This window comes from Phenylobacterium sp. (assembly GCF_037189685.1).
Taxonomy (GTDB): Bacteria; Pseudomonadota; Alphaproteobacteria; order Caulobacterales; family Caulobacteraceae; genus Phenylobacterium.
Window position 1 is genome coordinate 32,735 of the sequence record NZ_JBBCIT010000029.1, and the last position, 17,451, is coordinate 50,185.

Annotated in this window: 13 protein-coding genes and 1 tRNA gene; 8 read left to right on the forward strand and 6 right to left on the reverse strand. The window is 70.1% G+C overall.

Annotated features, from left to right (window positions below; genetic code table 11):
• Positions 1 to 48 precede the first annotated feature (48 nt).
• From lptF to WG212_RS17095, 7 genes are all read left to right on the forward strand, one after another.
• Positions 49 to 1,194, forward strand: a complete 1,146-nt coding sequence (lptF, locus tag WG212_RS17065; protein ID WP_337188315.1) for an LPS export ABC transporter permease LptF — start codon at positions 49 to 51, stop codon at positions 1,192 to 1,194.
• Positions 1,191 to 2,294, forward strand: coding sequence for an LPS export ABC transporter permease LptG (gene lptG / locus WG212_RS17070; RefSeq protein ID WP_337188316.1), 1,104 nt, complete (start codon positions 1,191 to 1,193; stop codon positions 2,292 to 2,294). Before lptF ends, lptG begins: the two co-directional genes overlap by 4 nt.
• Before the next feature lie 94 nt (positions 2,295 to 2,388).
• Positions 2,389 to 4,824, forward strand: coding sequence for an LPS assembly protein LptD (gene lptD, locus WG212_RS17075; protein WP_337188317.1), 2,436 nt, complete (start codon positions 2,389 to 2,391; stop codon positions 4,822 to 4,824).
• Positions 4,825 to 4,867: 43 nt separating this feature from the next.
• Complete coding sequence (locus WG212_RS17080; RefSeq protein WP_337188318.1) at positions 4,868 to 6,208, forward strand: peptidylprolyl isomerase; 1,341 nt, start codon at positions 4,868 to 4,870, stop codon at positions 6,206 to 6,208.
• Positions 6,205 to 7,218, forward strand: a complete 1,014-nt coding sequence (gene pdxA, locus WG212_RS17085; RefSeq protein ID WP_337188319.1) for a 4-hydroxythreonine-4-phosphate dehydrogenase PdxA — start codon at positions 6,205 to 6,207, stop codon at positions 7,216 to 7,218. The genes WG212_RS17080 and pdxA overlap by 4 nt, the downstream gene beginning before the upstream one ends.
• Positions 7,215 to 8,054: a 16S rRNA (adenine(1518)-N(6)/adenine(1519)-N(6))-dimethyltransferase RsmA gene (gene rsmA / locus WG212_RS17090; protein ID WP_337188320.1), complete on the forward strand. Its 840-nt coding sequence runs from the start codon at positions 7,215 to 7,217 to the stop codon at positions 8,052 to 8,054. Before pdxA ends, rsmA begins: the two co-directional genes overlap by 4 nt.
• 6 nt (positions 8,055 to 8,060) lie before the next feature.
• Positions 8,061 to 9,062: a DUF2891 domain-containing protein gene (locus WG212_RS17095; protein WP_337188321.1), complete on the forward strand. Its 1,002-nt coding sequence runs from the start codon at positions 8,061 to 8,063 to the stop codon at positions 9,060 to 9,062.
• A gap of 29 nt (positions 9,063 to 9,091) precedes the next feature.
• Here the strand turns inward: WG212_RS17095 and WG212_RS17100 are convergent, their stop codons facing one another.
• Positions 9,092 to 11,017 (reverse strand): NAD(P)/FAD-dependent oxidoreductase, encoded by a 1,926-nt coding sequence (locus tag WG212_RS17100; protein WP_337188322.1) that lies wholly within the window; start codon positions 11,015 to 11,017, stop codon positions 9,092 to 9,094.
• Between the two features lie 95 nt (positions 11,018 to 11,112).
• Positions 11,113 to 12,033 carry an aldo/keto reductase gene (locus WG212_RS17105; protein ID WP_337188323.1) on the reverse strand — a complete coding sequence of 307 codons (921 nt, stop codon included), beginning with the start codon at positions 12,031 to 12,033 and terminating at the stop codon, positions 11,113 to 11,115.
• A 61-nt stretch (positions 12,034 to 12,094) separates the two neighbouring features.
• Between WG212_RS17105 and WG212_RS17110 the strand changes: the two genes are divergently transcribed.
• A tRNA-Val gene (locus WG212_RS17110) sits at positions 12,095 to 12,171 on the forward strand.
• A gap of 8 nt (positions 12,172 to 12,179) precedes the next feature.
• Here WG212_RS17110 and WG212_RS17115 read toward each other — a convergent pair.
• The 4 genes from WG212_RS17115 to lon form a co-directional block, all read right to left on the reverse strand.
• A complete protein-coding gene (locus tag WG212_RS17115; protein ID WP_337188324.1) occupies positions 12,180 to 13,568 on the reverse strand; it encodes a peptide MFS transporter in 1,389 nt (462 codons plus the stop codon).
• Between the two features lie 24 nt (positions 13,569 to 13,592).
• Positions 13,593 to 14,174 carry a TMEM165/GDT1 family protein gene (locus WG212_RS17120; protein WP_337188325.1) on the reverse strand — a complete coding sequence of 194 codons (582 nt, stop codon included), beginning with the start codon at positions 14,172 to 14,174 and terminating at the stop codon, positions 13,593 to 13,595.
• 292 nt (positions 14,175 to 14,466) lie between these two features.
• Entirely contained in the window at positions 14,467 to 14,742 is a 276-nt protein-coding gene (locus tag WG212_RS17125; RefSeq protein WP_337188326.1) for an HU family DNA-binding protein, read from the reverse strand.
• 198 nt (positions 14,743 to 14,940) lie between these two features.
• Positions 14,941 to 17,337 carry an endopeptidase La gene (lon, locus tag WG212_RS17130; RefSeq protein WP_337188327.1) on the reverse strand — a complete coding sequence of 799 codons (2,397 nt, stop codon included), beginning with the start codon at positions 17,335 to 17,337 and terminating at the stop codon, positions 14,941 to 14,943.
• Positions 17,338 to 17,451: the final 114 nt, after the last annotated feature.

Consider the following 17,451-nt stretch of genomic DNA (forward strand, 5'->3'; position numbering starts at 1 on the left):
TCCGCGGACGGGGCGCGCTCAATCTCAGCCAAGGCCGCTTTTTAGACGATGCGCCTGATCGACCGATACCTCCTGCGGCAACTCCTCGGCCCCGTCGTCCTGGCCACACTGGCGCTGACGGCGGTCGCGCTGCTGAGCCAGAGCCTGGCCGGGCTGGACCTGATCGTGAACCAGCGCCAGAGCGCGCTGGTGTTCCTGAAGGTGACGCTGCTCTACATGCCGCAGCTCATCAACCTGATCCTGCCCATCGCGGTCTTCGTGGCCGCGCTGGTGGCGCTGAACCGGCTGCATACCGAGCAGGAGATCGTCGTCTGCTTCGCGGGCGGGATGAGCCGGTGGCGGGTGATCTCGCCGGCCATGCGGCTGGCGTGCAGCATCGCGTTCGTGGCGCTGGTCATGAACCTGTTCGTGCAGCCGGCCAGCTTCCGCACCCTGCGGCAGGAGCTGTTCCAGGTGCGCACCGACCTGGCCGCGACGCTGGTCCGCGAGGGCGAGTTCACCGAACCCGCGCCGGGCCTCACGGTCTACGCCCAGAGCGTGAACAGCCAGGGCGACCTGCAGAATCTCTTCATCCACCAGATCAAGGCCGACGGCGGCACCACCACCTACACCGCCGAGTCCGGCCGGGTGGGCCGCGCCCAGGGCAGACCCGTGCTGTTCATGCGCAAGGGCACCAACCAGGAGTTCTCCAGCCGCGGGGTGCTGAACTACCTGACCTTCGACGAATACACCTTCGACCTGGAGCCCCTGGCCAGCACGGACGAGCTGATCCACTACAAGCCCTCGGACCGCTACCTCCACGAGCTGTTCTTCCCCGACCTCCAGCAGGACTGGGAGAAGCGGAACCGGCTGGAGCTGCTGGCGGAGGGCCACGCGCGGATCGCCTCGCCGCTGTACAACATCGCCTTCATGGCCCTGGCGCTGAACGCCATCATCGGCGGCGGCTTCTCCAGGCTGGGGTATGGGCGGCGAATCGCCATCGTGGGCGCGACGGCCGCCGCCGTCCGGCTGGTGGGCTTCCTCTTCCAGTCCGGCGCCGAGGACGAGGTCTGGCTCAACCTCGGCCAGTACCTCACGCCGCTGGCCGCCACCTGGATCGCACTGGCCCAGATCTTCCGCGGGAAGATCAACCGCCACATCGACATCACACGGCGGCCCGCGGACCCCGCGCCCTACGTGGGGGTCCGCGCATGATCCTGTTCGGCCGTATCGAGCGCTATGTGGTGGGCTACCTGCTGCTGGGCGTGCTGGGCGCGCTCGCGATCATCTCGGCGGTGATCGTGCTGATCCAGTTCGTCGAACTGGCGAGCCAGATCGGAACGCGGGTGGACGTGGGCGCCGACAGCCTCTTCCAGCTCACCCTGCTCCGGGCGCCGTCGCTGATCCAGATCCTGCTGCCGTTCTGCTTCCTGTTCGGGGGCATCGCGGCCTTCGTGGGCCTGAACCGGCGCAGCGAACTGGTGGCCATGCGCGCGGCGGGCGTCTCGGCGTGGCGGTTCATCCTGCCCTCGGCCGGCGCGGCCTTCGCCCTGGGCGTCGTGGCGGTGGCGGTCCTGAACCCGGCGGCGGCGGCGATGAACGCCCGCTTCGAGTACGAACGCGCGCGGATCATGGCCAACTACCTGGGCGACACGCCCCGCGAGGTCTGGCTGCGGCAGGGCGACGGCTCGGGCCAGGTGGTGATCCACGCCAAGGCGCGCGAGGCCCACGACGGCACCGTCACCCTGCGCGGCGTCTCGCTGTTCATCTACGAGAACGACCCCCGCGGCACGCCTGTCTTCCGCCGCCGGCTGGAGGCGACCGAGGCCACGCTCATGCCCGGGTTCTGGCGGCTGAGGAACGTGCGCGAGGCCATGGCCGGCGACAGCTCGATCCGGTCCGACACGCTCACCATCCGTTCGTCGCTGGACCCGGAGGCGGCGATGGAGAGCCTGGCCTCGCCCGAGGCCATCCCCTTCTGGCGCCTGCCCAAGGCCATCCAGCTCACCGAGCAGGCGGGCTTCTCGGCCTCGGGCTACCGGCTGCGGTTCCAGCAACTGCTGGCCACGCCGCTGCTGTTCGCGGCGATGGCGGTGCTGGCGGCGGCGTTCTCGCTGCGCCTCACCCGCCTGGGCGGCCTGGCGGGGCTGGCGGGCGCCGGCGTGGCGCTGGGCTTCATCCTGTTCTTCTTCAACCAGTTCGCGGGCGCGCTGGCCAAGGCCGACATCATCCCGCTGTTCGCCGCGGCCTGGGCGCCGGCCCTCGTGTCGGCGCTCGCCGGGGTCACCCTGCTTTGCTACACGGAAGACGGTTGAATCGGCGGTGCGCGGCGCTATGCATCGCGGGCCTGTCAAAAAACGATGCGCCGGCACGCCGCCGAGAGACGCGCATAGGGGATAGAAAAGGTTGATGAGTCCGCGCCGGCGCACGCCGCGAATCCCCCAGCGCGTACTGGCCGACCCTGCCCCGGCCGGCCGCGCCCCCCTGATGCGGCGCGCCGTGACGAGGCATGCCCTCATGGCCGGGGCGGCGATCTCGCTGATCGCGGCCCTGCCCGCCGTGGCCCAGACGTCCGCCCCGGCCGCCCCAACGCCCGTCGCCCCAACGCCGGCCGCCCCCATCCCGGCCGCCGCGCCCGGCCCCGACGGCCTGCAGGCGGGCGAGATGTACATGGAGGCCGACGAGGTCGTCCGTGACGACGACGCGGGCGTCACCACGGCCAACGGCAACATCGAGGTGCGCTACAACGGCCGCACGCTGCGCGCCGACAGGATGGTCTACGACGACGGCACCGGCGTCATCCGCGCCACGGGCAACATCGCCATCATCAACGAGGACGGCACGTCGGAGTACGCCAGCGAGATCGTTCTGGACGACGACATGCGCGCGGGCGTGGCCCTGGGCTTCTCGGCCCGGCTCCAGGAGAACGTGAAGATCGCGGCCGCCAGCGCCGCGCGCCGCAACGAGACCATCGAGGAACTGACCAAGGCGATCTACACGCCTTGCGAGACCTGCGCCGCGGACGGCTCGCCCCGCACGCCCACCTGGTCGATCGCCGCCGACCGGGTGATCCGCGACAAGGAGCGGCGCATCGTCTACTACCGCAACGCGCGGTTCAAACTGTTCGGCCTCTCGGTGGCCTACCTGCCGCTGTTCTGGCACGCCGACCCCCAGGCGCAGCGCTCGTCGGGGTTCCTGGTTCCCAAGGCTTCGGCGTCCGACCGGCGCGGCTTCTCGTACGAGCAACCGTACTACTGGGCGATCTCGCCCTCGATGGACCTGACGGTCAGCCCGCAGATCAACACCAAGATCGCCCCGTTCCTGAACGGCGAGCTGCGCAAGCGCTTCTATTCCGGCGAAGTGTCGATGCGGTTCGGCTACACCCACGCCAAGGACTTCGACGGCAAGGGCAACGAGTTCGGCCCCGAGACCGACCGCAGCTACATCCTGGCGCGCGGCGCCTTCCAGGTGGACGAGAAGTGGCTGTGGGGCTTCACGGCCGAGCGCACGTCGGACGACCTGATCTTCGACAAGTACGAGGTGGGCAAGGTCTACGTCAGCCGGGGCCCCTACGTGGCCGACGACCGACGGCTGATCTCGCAGCTCTACACCGTCCGGCAGGACCAGCGATCCTACTTCTCGGCCGCCGCCATGACGATCCAGGGCTTGCGGCCCGGCGCCTTCAACCCGATCACCGGCCTGAACTCGGGCGAGAACGACCGCGTCTTCCCCGTCATCGGCCCGCTCATCGAAGGCCACTACGAGCCGGCCTCGCGCGTGGCGGGGGGACGGCTGAGGATCCACACCAACGCCGTGGTGCTCAGCCGCGAGCAGTCGCCCACCGACCTGACCCAGCGCCTGCCCGGCCTGGACAGCGCCCGCGCCACGGGCGAGCTGGACTGGCGTCGCGCCCTCACCACGCCGGGGGGCCTGCGCGTCGAACCCTTCCTGTCGGCGCGGGTCGACGGCTACCGCATCCACGACATCCTGACCGGCGTCGGCTCGGCCACGCGCAAGGACAGCATGACCCGGGCGCTGGCGACGGCCGGCGTGGACGTGACCTATCCCTTCTTCCGCCGCTTCAGCGACACCACAGTCGTGATCGAGCCGGTGGTCCAGGTGGTGGCCTCGCCCGACGCCAAGCAGGTGGTCATCGGCCGGACCGCCGCGGGCGATCCCGTCTATCTCAACGAGGACAGCGTCGCGTTCGAGTTCGACGAGACCACGCTGTTCCGCTCGAACAAGTTCCCCGGCCACGACCTCTACGAGGACGGCCTGCGGATGAACGTGGCCGGCCGCGCCGCGGTGCTGTGGGACGACGGCCGCCGGGCCAACCTGCTCATCGGCCGCAGCTTCCGCGCCGACCGCAACGAGGTGTTCACCGCCCGCACCGGCCTGCGGACCAAGGCGTCCGACTGGGTGGTGGCCGCCGACGCCCAGCCCATCCGCGGCCTGTCGGTGTTCGCCCGCGCCCGCCTCGACAACGATACGCTCGACATCCGTCGCCTCGAAGCCGGCGCCAACGTGGCGAACAAGTACGGCTCGGGCTTCGTGCGCTACCTGACCGACGACTTCGACATCAACGGGGTGAAGCGCGAGAACCTGGACCTGGGCGGCGAAGTCTACCTGGGCCGCAACTACGGCGTCAGCCTGTACGGCAACCGCGACCTGGCCCGCGACGCGTGGGTGATCCGGGACGTGGGCGTCTTCTACCGCGACGACTGCCTGCGGGTGGACGTCATCTATCGCCGCGAAGACACGATCATCGGCCGTCTGCTGCCCAGCGAGTCGGTGTCGGTCCGCCTAACGCTCGCCACATTGGGCGGCTCATTCAACAGCAGGTAAGATGGCGGCCGATATGCGCGCCCGTGAAGGAAACCACTCGCCCATGAAGCGGAGTTTGTCGGGATCGCCGGCGTTCGGCGTGCTGATCGCCTGCGCGCTCCTCGCCGCGCCCCACCAGGCCCAGGCCCAAGCCCAACAGGCCCAGGCTCAGCCGGGCGAGGCCCCGGCCGCCCCGGCGGCGCCCGCCGGCCTGTCGGAATCGGTCGCGGCCGTCGTCAACGACGACATCATCTCGACCTACGATCTCGCCCAGCGCATGCGCCTGCTGATCGCGACCTCGGGCGTCCAGCCGACCCAGGAGAACCTGCCGCAGTTCCAGCGCGAGGCGCTGGTCTCGCTGGTGGACGAGCAGCTCCAGTTCCAGGAACTGCGCCGGGTCGAGCGGGAGCAGAAGATCGAGATCGTCGCCGACAACGCCGAAGTCGACGAAGAGATCGCCGACATGGCCCAGCAGAACAACATGAACCGGGAGCAGTTCCTGGGCTTCCTGGCGTCGCGCGGGATCGGCGTGGACACGCTGCGCCAGCAGATCCGCGCCAGCATGAGCTGGCAGCGGTGGATCCGCGGGCGATACGGCAGCCGCCTGCGCATCGGCGACGACCAGATCGCGGCCACCCAGGCGCGGTTCGCCGCCGAGGCCTCCAAGCCGCAGTACCAGATCGGCGAGGTCCTGATCGACGCCAGCCGCGTGGGCGGCATGCAGCAGGCCATGGCCGGGGCCCAGCAACTGGTCTCCCAGATGCAGCAGGGCGCGCCCTTCCCGGCCGTCGCCCGGCAGTTCTCGGCCCTGCCCACCGCCGCGACGGGCGGCGACGCGGGCTGGGTCAGCGCAGGCGAGATGCCGCCCGAGGTCGAGGCGGTGCTCGAGCAGATGCGCCCCGGACAGCTCTCGCAGCCGATCGCGGTGCGGGACGGCGTCTATATCCTCTATCTCCGCGACAAGCGCGCCGGCGGCAGCGCCACCCTGGTCAACCTGAAGCAGGCGGCCGTCGCCCTGCCCCAGGGCGCCAGCGCCGACGACGAGGCCGCGGCCCGCGCCCGGCTGGCCGCCCTCAAGCCCCAGATCCGCGACTGCGCCACCCTGGAGGCCACGGCCGCCCAGGCCCAGGGCGTGGTGGCCGGCGACCTGGGCGAAGCCGAGCTGGACGACCTGGCGCCGCAGTTCCGCGAAGCCGCCGAAAAGCTCGACATCGGGCAGGTCTCGGACCCGATCCGCACCGCCGCGGGGATGCACCTGATCGCCGTCTGCGGAAAGCGCGCGGCCGGCGCCGGGGGGATCGACAAGGAACAGGTCGAACAGCGGCTGTTCAGCCAGCAACTCGGCATGATCGCCCGCCGCTACATGCGCGACCTGCGCAACTCGGCCACCATCGAGACGCGGTGACGCCCCGCCCGCTCGCCCACCCCCTGGCCCTGACCCTCGGCGATCCCGCCGGGATCGGACCCGAGATCGTCGTCAAGGCCTGGCGGGCGCTGCGCCACGAAACCGTCCCGTTCTTCGTCGTCGGCGACGCCCAGGCGCTGCGCTCGGCGCCGGGAAGCGGCGCGCCCGTGCAGGCCATCTCGTCGCCCGACGAGGCGGCGGCGGCCTTTCCCGAGGCCCTGCCGGTCCTGGACATTCCCCTGCGGGCGCCGGTGGTGGCCGGCAAGCCCGACCCGGGCGCCGCGGACGCCGTGATCCGCTGGATCGAGACCGCCGTCGGCCTGGCCCTCTCGGGCGCCGCGGGCGGCGTTGTCACCGCGCCCATCGCCAAGGCCCCGCTCTATGCGGCGGGCTTCCGGTTTCCCGGCCACACCGAGTTCCTGGGCGAGCTGACGGCCGCCACCCGGCACGACGGGGCGCGCGGGCCGGTGATGATGCTGACCGCCGGGGACCTGAGGACCACGCTGGTGACGGTCCACGAGCCGCTGGCGAAGGTTCCGGCCACCCTCACCATCGAAGGGATCGTCAACACGGGCCTGGTCACGGCCCAGGCGATGCGGCGGGACTTCGGGATCGCCGCGCCGCGGATCGCGGTGGCCGGCCTCAACCCCCACGCCGGCGAGAGCGGGACCATCGGCCAGGAGGAGACCCGCATCGTGACGCCCGCCGTCCGGGCGCTCCGCGACCTGGGCGTGGACGCCAGGGGGCCCTACCCCGCCGACAGCCTGTTTCCCGCCGAGGTGCGGGCCGGCTACGACGCGGCGGTCTGCCTCTATCACGACCAGGCGCTGATCCCGGTGAAGATGCTGGACTTCTGGGGGGGTGTGAACGTGACGCTGGGCCTGCCGATCGTGCGGACCTCGCCCGACCACGGCACCGCCTTCGACATCGCGGGCCGCGGGATCGCCCGGCCCGACAGCCTGATCGCCGCCGTCCGCCTGGCCGCCGGGATCGCCGGGCGCCGGCAGTGAGCCTGGACGACCTGCCGACCCTGCGCGCGGCGCTGGAGGCGCACGGGCTCTGGGCCAAGAAGGCGTTCGGCCAGCATTTCCTCCTCGACCTCAACGTCACGCGCAAGATCGCCCGGCTGGCCCGGGTGGGCGACGGCGACCATGTGATCGAGGTCGGCCCGGGCCCCGGCGGCCTCACCCGCGCCCTGCTGGAGACCGGCGCGCGGGTGACGGCCATCGAGAAGGACGAGCGGTTCCGGCCCCTCCTCGGCGAGGTGGCGCAGGCGTGCGAGCGGCTGACCCTGGTCTTCGATGACGCCCTGGCCGCCGACGAGGCCGTGATCGCGGCCGGCGCGCCCGCGCACGTCGTCTCGAACCTGCCCTACAATGTGGGCACGCCGCTGCTGATCAAGTGGCTGACCGGCGCGTGGACTCCGGCGTCCATGACCCTGATGTTCCAGCGCGAGGTGGCCGACCGGATCACCGAAGGCCCCGGCGGGCGCGCCTATGGCCGCCTGGGCGTGCTCGCCCAGGCCACCTGCCGCGCCGAGCGCGTGCTGGAGGCCCCGGCCCGCGCCTTCACCCCGCCGCCCAAGGTGGATTCGGCGGTCGTGCGGCTGGAGCCCCGGCCCGACCGGCCCTCGCCCGAACGCCTGGAGGCGCTGCAGCGCGTCACCGCCGCCGCCTTCGGCCAGCGCCGCAAGATGCTGCGCGCCAGCCTGAAACCCCTGGCTGGCGGCGGCCTGGGCGGGGAGGACCTGGTCCGCGCGGCCGGGCTCGACCCGCAGGCCCGCGCCGAGGTGATCCCGGTGGACGGCTTCCTGGCCCTGGCCGACGCCTGGCTGGCGCGGAGCTGACGGCGCATGCCCCATCGCGCCGAACTGACGCCGGAGATCGCCTCGCGCTTCGCCGGCATCGCGCTGAGCCATGTGGCGCGCGAATACCCCAACAAGATGGACCATGTGCTGGACGGACCCGCCGACGTGCGCGGTCCCCGCGACCTGCACCCGATCTTCTACGGCAGCTTCGACTGGCACTCCTGCGTCCACGGGTACTGGGCGCTGGCGACGGTGCTGCGTCGGCATCCGGACATTCCGGAGGCGGCCGCGATCCGTGCGCTGTTCGACGCGGCCTTCACGGCCCGGAACGTGGCCATCGAGGCCGCCTATCTGGAGCGGCCCTCGGCGCGGGGCTTCGAGCGCCCCTACGGCTGGGCGTGGCTGCTGAAGCTCCAGGCCGAACTCCTGGCCCACGACGCGCCGTGGGCGGCCGCCCACCAGCCGCTGGCCGAGGCCTTCGCACAGAGGTTCCGCGCCTTCCTGCCGCTGGCCGCGTGGCCCATCCGCACGGGCGTCCACAGTTCGACGGCCTTCGCCCTGACGCTGGCGGCCGACTATGCAGCAGCGGCCGACGACGCAGAACTCCTGAGCCTGTTCGAGGGCCGCGCCCGCGACTGGTACGGCGGCGACCGGGGAGCCCAGGCCTGGGAGCCGTCGCTGGACGACTTCCTGTCGCCCACGCTGATGGAAGCCGCCTGCATGGCCCGGCTCCTGCCCGCGGGGTTCGCGGCCTGGTTCGACGCCTTCCTGCCCGACGCGGCGGCGGCGCGTCCCGCCAGCCTCTTCGCGCCTGTCACGCCCACCGACCGCACCGACGGCAAGATCGCCCATCTGGACGGCCTGAACCTGTCCCGCGCCTGGTGCTGGCGCGCCATCGCCGCGGCCCTGCCGGCCGATCATCCTGCGCAGGGCGTCGTCGCCGGGACCGCCGACGCGCACATCGCCGCGGCCCTGCCCCACGTGGCGGGCGACTACGTGGGCGAGCACTGGCTGGCCTCGTTCGCCCTGCTGGCGCTGCTGGCCTAGAGCCGGGCTCCACGTCGCCGGAGAGCGCTCTAGCCTACGGGTTCGGGCGCGCGCTCCAGCACGAAGTCGTCGGGGTTGGGCGCCAGGGTGGCCTTCCAGTAGTCGATCAGGCCGAAGGGCCAGTTCTGGCTGACGCGGCCGAAGCTGTTCTTGTACCAGGAGGAGACGTTGGGCGAACCCCAGGCCCAGCCGGCGTTGGCCTCGTCCACCCGGCGGTTGAAGTCGTCGTAGACCGCCTGCTTCGGCTCCAGCGCGGCCGCCCCGCTCTCGGCCAGCAGCTTCAGGCAGCCGACGATGTAGCGGACCGAGCACTCGGAGAAGAAGATGATCGAGCCGTTGACCACGATGTTGGTGTTGGGCCCGTAGATCGTGAACAGGTTCGGGAAGCCGGGGTGCGTCATGCCCAGGTAGGCGCGCGCGTCGCCGCCCCAGCTCTCGTGCAGGTCGCGCCCGCCGCGCCCCTTGATCTTGAGGAACGACAGGAAGTTCGAGGCCTGGAAGCCCGTGCCGTAGATCAGCACGTCGAACTCGTGCTCGGTCCCGTCGGCCGTGACGACGCCCTTGGGCGTGATGCGGACGGTCCTGTCGGTGACGAGCTGCACGTTCGGCCGCTTGAGCGCCGCCAGCCAGACGCCATTGTCCAGCACCGAGCGCTTGCCGCCGATGGGGTATTGCGGGATCACCTTTTCGGCGAGGTCGGGCCGGTCGGCGATCTGCGCCTGAAGCGACTGGGTGGCCATCTCGCGCAGCATGGCGTTCTCGGGGCCCACCGCGTCGGGGCCGCCGTTCCAGTTCGGGTCGGACTTCACCATCGGCAGGAAGCCCTCGGTGGTCATCCAGAACAGCCAGAAGCGGTACCATTTGTCGAAATAGGGTACGTGCTCGAGCGTCCACTTCATGCCCTCGGGCACGTCCTCGTGGTAGTGTGGCACCGGCAGGCCCCAGGGCGGCGAGCGCTGAAAGACCGTCAGGCTGGCCACGTCGGACGCGATCTCGGGCACGAACTGGTAGGCCGAGGCCCCCGTCCCGATCACGCCCACCCGCTTGCCCTTCAGGTCCACGTCGTGGCGCCATTCGGCCGAGTGGAAGGCCGGTCCTTCGAAGCTGCCCAGGCCCTCGATCTCGGGATAGCGGGGCCGGTTGAGCTGGCCGACCGCAGTGACCACCGCCGTCGCCTCGACCACCTCGGTCTTCCCGTCCTTGCCCTTCAGCGTGGCGCGCCAGACGTTGCGGCCCTCGTCCCAGGCCAGGGTCTCGACCAGGGTCTCGAAGCGGATGTGTTTCTTGAGGTCGTACTTGGCGGCGATCCCGCGGAAATACTCCAGCAGCACCGGCTGGGGCGAGAAGTGCTGGGGCCAGAAGTGGTTGGGCTCGAACGAGTAGCTGTACATGTGGTTCGAGTTGTCGACCCGGCAGCCCGGATAGGTGTTCTCGAACCAGGTGCCGCCCACGTCGGCGTTCTTGTCCACGATCTCGAACGGGACGCCCGCCTGGGTGAGACGGATGCCGGTGAGCAGGCCCGACATGCCGGCGCCCACCACCAGCACCTTGAGCTTGCGCGCCGCCGCCTTGAGCGCCGGCTGCTCGAACTGAGGGTCCTTGCTGGACCGGCCGTTCAGGGTCAGTTCGTCGAGCAGGAAGTCCACGTACTGTTCGGGGATGGGCGCGCCGGCCACGAAGTCCATCTGCCGGCGCAGGGTGGCGACGTCCGGGCCGGGCATGGCCAGGGGCTTGCCGTCCAGGTGGGCGCGGATCGCCTCGGCCGCCAGCTTGCGGATCCTGGCCTGCTCGTCCTCGGGAATGCCCGTGTCGCCGCGTGAGAGCGGGTTGTAGACCGGCGTCCATTCGCTGCGCAGCCAGCCGGCGTCGCCCGTCATGTGGACCAGCGCGGTGAGCAGGGCCGGAAGGTGCGCGTCCTTCAGGATCTCCTCGATATCGAGCGAAGCGTCGGCCATGTCGATCCTGCCCTGATCTGTCGTTGTTCTGGTTATCGTTGTTCCGTCTCGCCAGAATGCCCCCGCGCGGCGGCGGGCGGAAGACTCACGTCGCGTCAGCCGTCGGCCTCCTGGGCCGCCCGGATGCGGTCGCGCAGGGCTTGGGACAGCATCATCCCCGAGGCCGCCAGGTTTTCGCGCAGATGCGCCGGCCGGGTGGCGCCGAAGACCGCCGCGCTGACGCCGGGATCGTCCAGCACATAGGCCAGGGCCACCTGGCTGCCGGTCATGTCCGGCAGATCATGCAGGAAGCGGAAGGCGCGACCGCGCGCCAGTTCGCCGCGATGGCGGGCCAGGCCGCGGGCGGCGTACCAGAGGTCCTGCGGCCCCTTCAGGCGCGCCAGCAGCGGCCGGGTATGGCCCATCGCCAGCGGCATCCCCGCCAGGACCCCCTTCCCGGCCGCCGCCGCCCTGGCGACCAGCGGCCGACGCTCGGGCCGCAGGACGTTGTAGTCTACCATCACCACGTCGATCTGCGGCAGGCCCACGGCATGTTCGATCACGGCCGGATCGAAGCTGTTCAGGCCCACCGCGCGGGCCACGCCGCGGGCCTTCAGGTCCTCCAGCGTGCGCAGCATCGCCGCGTCCAGTTCCTCGACCGACGGGCCGTGCAGTTGCAGCAGGCCCAGGGTCTCCAGGCCCAGGCGCTCCAGGCTGCGCTCGGCGCTGGCGACGACGGCGGCGGGCCGCATGTCGCGCCCGATGCGGCCGCCCCCCGCGTGGAAGGTGCCGGCCTTGGTGGCGATCACGAGGCTGGAGACGTCGCGACCCTTCAGCGCCCGGCCCAGCCGGGGCTCGGCCTCGCCGGCCGAATAGCTGGCGCCGGTGTCGAACAGGGTCACGCCGCGGTCGATGGCCTCATGGACCAGCCCCAGGGCCTCGCGCTCGGGAAACCGCGGCTTGCCCCACCAGCTCGCACAGCCGAAGCCCAGCTCGGAGACTTCGAGACCGGTCTTCCCCAGCGCGCGGCGACGCATCGACAGAACCTCCCGCCACACCCTGGAACTCCGGGGCGTCATTCACTAGTAAGGACCGCCCGGGCGGCTAGCTCAGCTGGTTAGAGCACCTCGTTTACACCGAGGGGGTCGGGGGTTCGAATCCCTCGCCGCCCACCATCTCCCGATCAGTTCGCCCGCGCACCGACCGCCTCGGGGCTGAGCCAGGCGGCGAAGACGCGGCCGACCAGCAGCAGCAGGACCGCCGCCCCGGCGGCGATGCCCGTGTGGATCAGCCAGAACTGGCTGGCCGGCATGCGTTCGAGCCAGGTCCCCAGGATCCCCACGAGCTGATTCCCGGCCACGAGATGCAGGTAGTAGACGCCGATGATCGTGCCCCCGATCGCGGCCGGCGCGGCGCGGGCGTAGAGGGCCAGCGACACCGGCATCATGTTGGCGAAGGCGATGCTGTTCAGCACGTGGAAGGCGATGCACCACCACAGGCTGACCTGGGTTCCCGCCGCCTCGGCGCCGAGCGCGCCCACCGCCAGGCAGGCGGCGCCCGAGACGGCGACGAAGGCGCCGATGGTCAGCTTGCCCATCTCGTCCGGCTCGGGGAAACGCTTCGCCCACAGCCGCCAGAACACCACCATCGCGAAGAGGAACGTCACCGACACCGAGCTGTCCAGGGTGATGAGCCAGGTGGTGGGCAGCCGCTCGCCGCCCAGGCTCAGGTCCACGCCGCGATCGGCCCAGACGAGATAGGCGTTGAAGATCTGCTGGTTGATCAGCACCGCCGAGGTCAGAACCGGCAGCAACAGCACCAGGACCGCGACCGTCCGCCATTCCGACGGCCCCAGCCGGGGACGCGGCGCGCCCGCCGTGCGCTTCAGCGGAGGATCGGGCGGCAGGTGACGGCGTGCGGCCAGGTAGATCGCCAGCGAGATCAGCATGCCGACGCCCGCGACGCCGAAGCCCCAGTGCCAGCCCACCTTCTCGCCCAGGGTGCCGGCCACCAGCGGCGCGGCGATCACGCCGGCATTGATGCCCAGGTAGAAGATCTGGAAGGCGTCGGCGCGGCGGAGGTCCTTCTCGCCGTAGAGCGCCCCCACCTGCCCCGCGATGTTGCCCTTGAAGCAGCCGGTCCCCAGCACGAGGCAGAGCAGCGCCAGGAGGAAGGTGGCGTCGAAGGCCATCAGGAAGTGACCCGCCGCCATCAGCAGCGCGCCCAGGGTAATGGTCCGCGTCCGCCCCAGCACCCGGTCGGCCAGCAGGCCGCCCAGGATCGGCGTCAGATAGACCAGGCTGGTGTAGAGGCCGAAGATCGCCGAGGCGACCGCCTGGGGCGACGGCCCCGGCCGGTAGACGGCCTGGATGAAGCCGTGGAAGGCCTCGTAGCCGACGATCTGCTCGACATGCGGCGCGAAGAGCAGGGTCTTCGACATGTAGAGGACCAGCAGCGACTGCATCCCGTAGTAGGAGAAGCGCTCCCAGGCCTCGGTGAAGGCGAGGTAGCCCAGCCCCTTCGGGTGGCCGAGAAAGGCCGTATCGTTCCGGTCGGCGGTCGCTGCGGTCATGGGATTCCCTGTGCGCGCCGGACCTTAGGAGGAAAAGCCCGACTTGAGGAAGGCCGCCACGAGGACGCCTGCGCCGATGAGCGCAAACACCACGGCGGCCGCGATCCGGACGTACTTCAGCGGCACGACCTTGGTGGCCGCCTCACCCACCAGAACGGCCGGGATGTTGGCCAGCATCATCCCGAACGTGGTGCCCAGGGTGACCAGGAAGATCTCGTTGAACCGGGCCGCCAGCAGCGTGGTGGCGATCTGGGTCTTGTCGCCGATCTCGACCAGGAAGAAGGCGACCAGCGTGGTCAGGAAGACGCCGCCGGCCGACCGGTTGGCCGCCGCCTCGTCGTCCTTGTCGGGGATCAGCGCCCAGGCGGCCATGAGGATGAAGCCCACGCCGATGGCGATCTGGAAGGCGGGACCCGAGAGCCAGCGGGCGATGAAGTAGCCGAGCGAGGCGGCGGCCGCATGGTTCAGAAGGGTCGCGGCAAGGATGCCGAGAATGATGGGGACAGGCCGCCGGAACCGGGCGGCCAGCATCAGCGCCAGGAGCTGGGTCTTGTCGCCGATTTCGGCGACGGCCACGAGGCCGGTGGAGACGAGGAAGGCTTCCAAGGATGCACACTCATGGGGACGCGGCGTTCCGACACGACGACACGAGACCTCCGCCGCGCCCGTGGGCTAGTGAGGCCGTATCGCCGGTCTCGCCAATCCAGGCCCTGAAGGCCCGCCGCTCGCGCCATGCTTCGGCCCCGAAGGACGTCGGCAAGTCTGTTGACGCGGGCTCCGCTGTCTCGCGGACGGCTACTCCCCGAAGAAGGGCCGTGCCTAGCGCGTCCGCGGCGCCTTGCCAAACGAAAAGAGCGGCCGCTTTCGGCGGCCGCCCTCTCTCCTCGTGTCCGTCGCGTCAGCTGTTCAGGGTGGTCTTGAGCGCATCGCCCACGCGAAAGCGGCAGGTCTGCGTCGCGGGGCGCGTCACCTTCTCGCCGGTACGCGGATTCCGCGCCATGCCGGCGGCCCGCTGGACGGGCACGAAGCTTCCGAAACCCACGAGGCGAACCTCGTCGCCGGCCTTCAAGGTGGTCGAGACGGAAGCGATGAACGCGTCGAGCGCGTCCTTGGCCTGCGCCTTGTTGAGACCCGCCTTGTCAGCGATCGCCGAGACCAGTTCGGCCTTGGTCATCTGCGTTTTCTCCCAGCCCAATTCTCGTTGTCTGACGCGGTGAGTCTTGGGCCACCGCCCACCTGCGCCTTGCGCGAATTGAGGCATGACAACGCCGGGCCGTCAAACGGCGGCGGCGCGGGAGTTCCTCCCGCGCCGCCCTTCACTCAGGAATGTGATCGTCCGGGGCGAACGCCGCCGGGATACCCGCTCTTCGAACTAGTGCAATCCCATCGCGTCGGCGGGGTCGTCGCCGTCGGCGGCCACGGCCACCGGCTCGACTTCCTTCCACTCGATCGCGACCGGCGCGCGGGTCAGGGCCCGAGCCAGCACCTCGTCCATCGTGTTGACCGGGATGATCTCCAGCTCGGACTTCACGTTGTCCGGGATGTCGGCCAGGTCCTTCTCGTTCTCCTCCGGGATCAGCACCGTCTTCACGCCTGAACGCAGCGCCGCGAGCAGCTTCTCCTTCAGGCCGCCGATGGCGGTCACCCGGCCCCGCAGCGTGACCTCGCCGGTCATGGCGATGTCGGCCCGGATCGGGATGCCCGTCAGCACCGAGACGATGGCCGTGGCCATGGCCGCCCCCGCGGACGGGCCGTCCTTGGGCGTGGCGCCGTCGGGCACGTGGATGTGGACGTCGGTCCGCTCGAAGATCGGCGGCTCGATGCCGAACTTCGTCGCCCGGGCGCGCACATAGCTGTTCGCGGCCGAGATCGACTCCTTCATCACGTCCTTCAGGTTGCCGGTCACGGTCATGCGACCCTTGCCCGGCATCTTGACCGCCTCGATGGTCAGGATGTCGCCGCCGAAGTCCGTGTAGGCCAGCCCGGTGATGATGCCGACGGCATCCTCCTTGTCGGTCTCGCCGTAGCGGTACTTCTTGACGCCCGCGTACTTTTCCAGCCGCTCGTCGTCGACGGTGATCGAGATCAGCTTCTCGCGCATCAGGTCGCGGACCGTCTTGCGCGCCAGGTTGCCCAGCTCGCGCTCCAGGTTCCGCACGCCGGCCTCACGCGTGTAGTAGCGGATCAGGCCGCGGATGCTGTCCTCCGGCACCACGAACTCCTCGGGCTTCAGCCCGTGGTCCTTGGTGAGCTTGGGCAGGATGTGCCGCTTGGCGATCTCGACCTTCTCGTCCTCGGTGTAGCCGGGGATGCGGATGATCTCCATGCGGTCCAGCAGGGGCTGGGGCATGTTGAGCGAGTTGGCCGTGGTGACGAACATCACCGGCGACAGATCGTAGTCCACCTCGAGGTAGTGGTCCCCGAAGGTCGAGTTCTGCGCCGGGTCCAGCACCTCGAGCAGCGCCGACGACGGATCGCCGCGCCAGTCGGCGCCCATCTTGTCGATCTCGTCCAGCAGGAAGAAGGCGTTGGTGGTTTTGGCCTTCTTCATCGACTGGATGACCTTGCCGGGCATCGAGCCGATGTAGGTCCGGCGGTGGCCGCGGATCTCGGCCTCGTCGCGCACCCCGCCCAGGGAGACCCGGACGAACTCGCGGCTGGTGGCCCTGGCGATCGACTTGCCCAGCGAGGTCTTGCCTACGCCGGGCGGGCCGACCAGGCACAGGATCGGGCCCTTGAGCGTGCCCACGCGGCTCTGCACCGCCAGGTACTCCAGGATCCGCTCCTTGACCTTCTCCAGGCCGTAGTGGTCGGCGTTGAGGATGTCCTCGGCCTTCTGCAGGTCGATGGGCTTCTGCTTGGACTTGCCCCACGGGATCGAGAGCAGCCAGTCGAGGTAGTTCCGCACGACCGTGCTCTCGGCCGACATCGGGCTCATGTTGCGCAGCTTCTTCAGCTCGGCCTCGGCCTTCGTGCGGGCCTCCTTGGAGAGCCGGGTCTTCTTGATCCGCTTCTCCAGCTCGATCAGCTCGTCGCGATGGTCGTCCTGCTCGCCCAGCTCGCGCTGGATCGCCTTCATCTGCTCGTTGAGGTAGTACTCGCGCTGGGTCTTCTCCATCTGCCGCTTCACGCGGTTGCGGATCTTCTTCTCGGTCTGCATGACCGAGATCTCGCCCTCCATCAGGGCGTAGACCTTCTCCAGGCGCTTCACGACGTTGAAGACTTCCAGAAGCTGCTGCTTCTCGGCGATCTTGACGCTGAGATGGCCCGCGATGCGGTCCGCCAGCTCGGACGGGTTGTCGATCTGCGGGATCGCGGCCAGGGCCTCGGGCGGGACCTTCTTGTTCAGCTTCACATAGTTTTCGAACTGCTCGATCACCGCGCGCGACAGGGCCTCGGCCTCGGGCGAACCGACGCCGTCCTCCTGGACCATGGTGATCTCGGCCTCGTAGAAATCCTCGCGGCCGGTGAAGCCGGCGATGCCCGCGCGCGCCTTGCCCTCGACCAGCACCTTCACGGTGCCGTCGGGCAGCTTCAGGAGCTGGAGGATGGTGGCCACGACGCCCACGTCATAGATGGCGTTCGGGGACGGATCGTCGTCGTCCTTGTCCTTCTGGGTGGCCAGCAGGATCTGCTTGCCCTCGGCCCGCATCGCCTCTTCCAGAGCGCGAACGGACTTCTCCCGGCCCACGAACAGCGGCACCGGCTGGTGAGGAAAGACCACGATGTCCCGCAAGGGCAGGATCGGCAGGATCTTGTTCTCTGACATGATGCTCTAAACTCCTGGCGGGCCCCTCGAGTGGCGACGCCGCCCATCGGATCGCAGTCACCCAGACGATGCGCCTGAGTCGGACGACCCGTCCGCCGGACCTCGGCGGTTTGC

Excerpts from the sequence above, each read along its gene's own strand:
- WG212_RS17095 (WP_337188321.1), top strand. The coding sequence starts at position 8,061 with ATGCCCCATCGCGCCGAACTGACGCCGGAGATCGCCTCGCGCTTCGCC.
- WG212_RS17115 (WP_337188324.1), bottom strand. The coding sequence starts at position 13,568 with ATGACCGCAGCGACCGCCGACCGGAACGATACGGCCTTTCTCGGCCAC.
- WG212_RS17100 (WP_337188322.1), bottom strand. The coding sequence starts at position 11,017 with ATGGCCGACGCTTCGCTCGATATCGAGGAGATCCTGAAGGACGCGCAC.
- WG212_RS17080 (WP_337188318.1), top strand. The coding sequence starts at position 4,868 with ATGAAGCGGAGTTTGTCGGGATCGCCGGCGTTCGGCGTGCTGATCGCC.
- lptD (WP_337188317.1), top strand. The coding sequence starts at position 2,389 with ATGAGTCCGCGCCGGCGCACGCCGCGAATCCCCCAGCGCGTACTGGCC.
- lon (WP_337188327.1), bottom strand. The coding sequence starts at position 17,337 with ATGTCAGAGAACAAGATCCTGCCGATCCTGCCCTTGCGGGACATCGTG.
- WG212_RS17125 (WP_337188326.1), bottom strand. The coding sequence starts at position 14,742 with ATGACCAAGGCCGAACTGGTCTCGGCGATCGCTGACAAGGCGGGTCTC.
- lptG (WP_337188316.1), top strand. The coding sequence starts at position 1,191 with ATGATCCTGTTCGGCCGTATCGAGCGCTATGTGGTGGGCTACCTGCTG.
- WG212_RS17105 (WP_337188323.1), bottom strand. The coding sequence starts at position 12,033 with ATGCGTCGCCGCGCGCTGGGGAAGACCGGTCTCGAAGTCTCCGAGCTG.
- lptF (WP_337188315.1), top strand. The coding sequence starts at position 49 with ATGCGCCTGATCGACCGATACCTCCTGCGGCAACTCCTCGGCCCCGTC.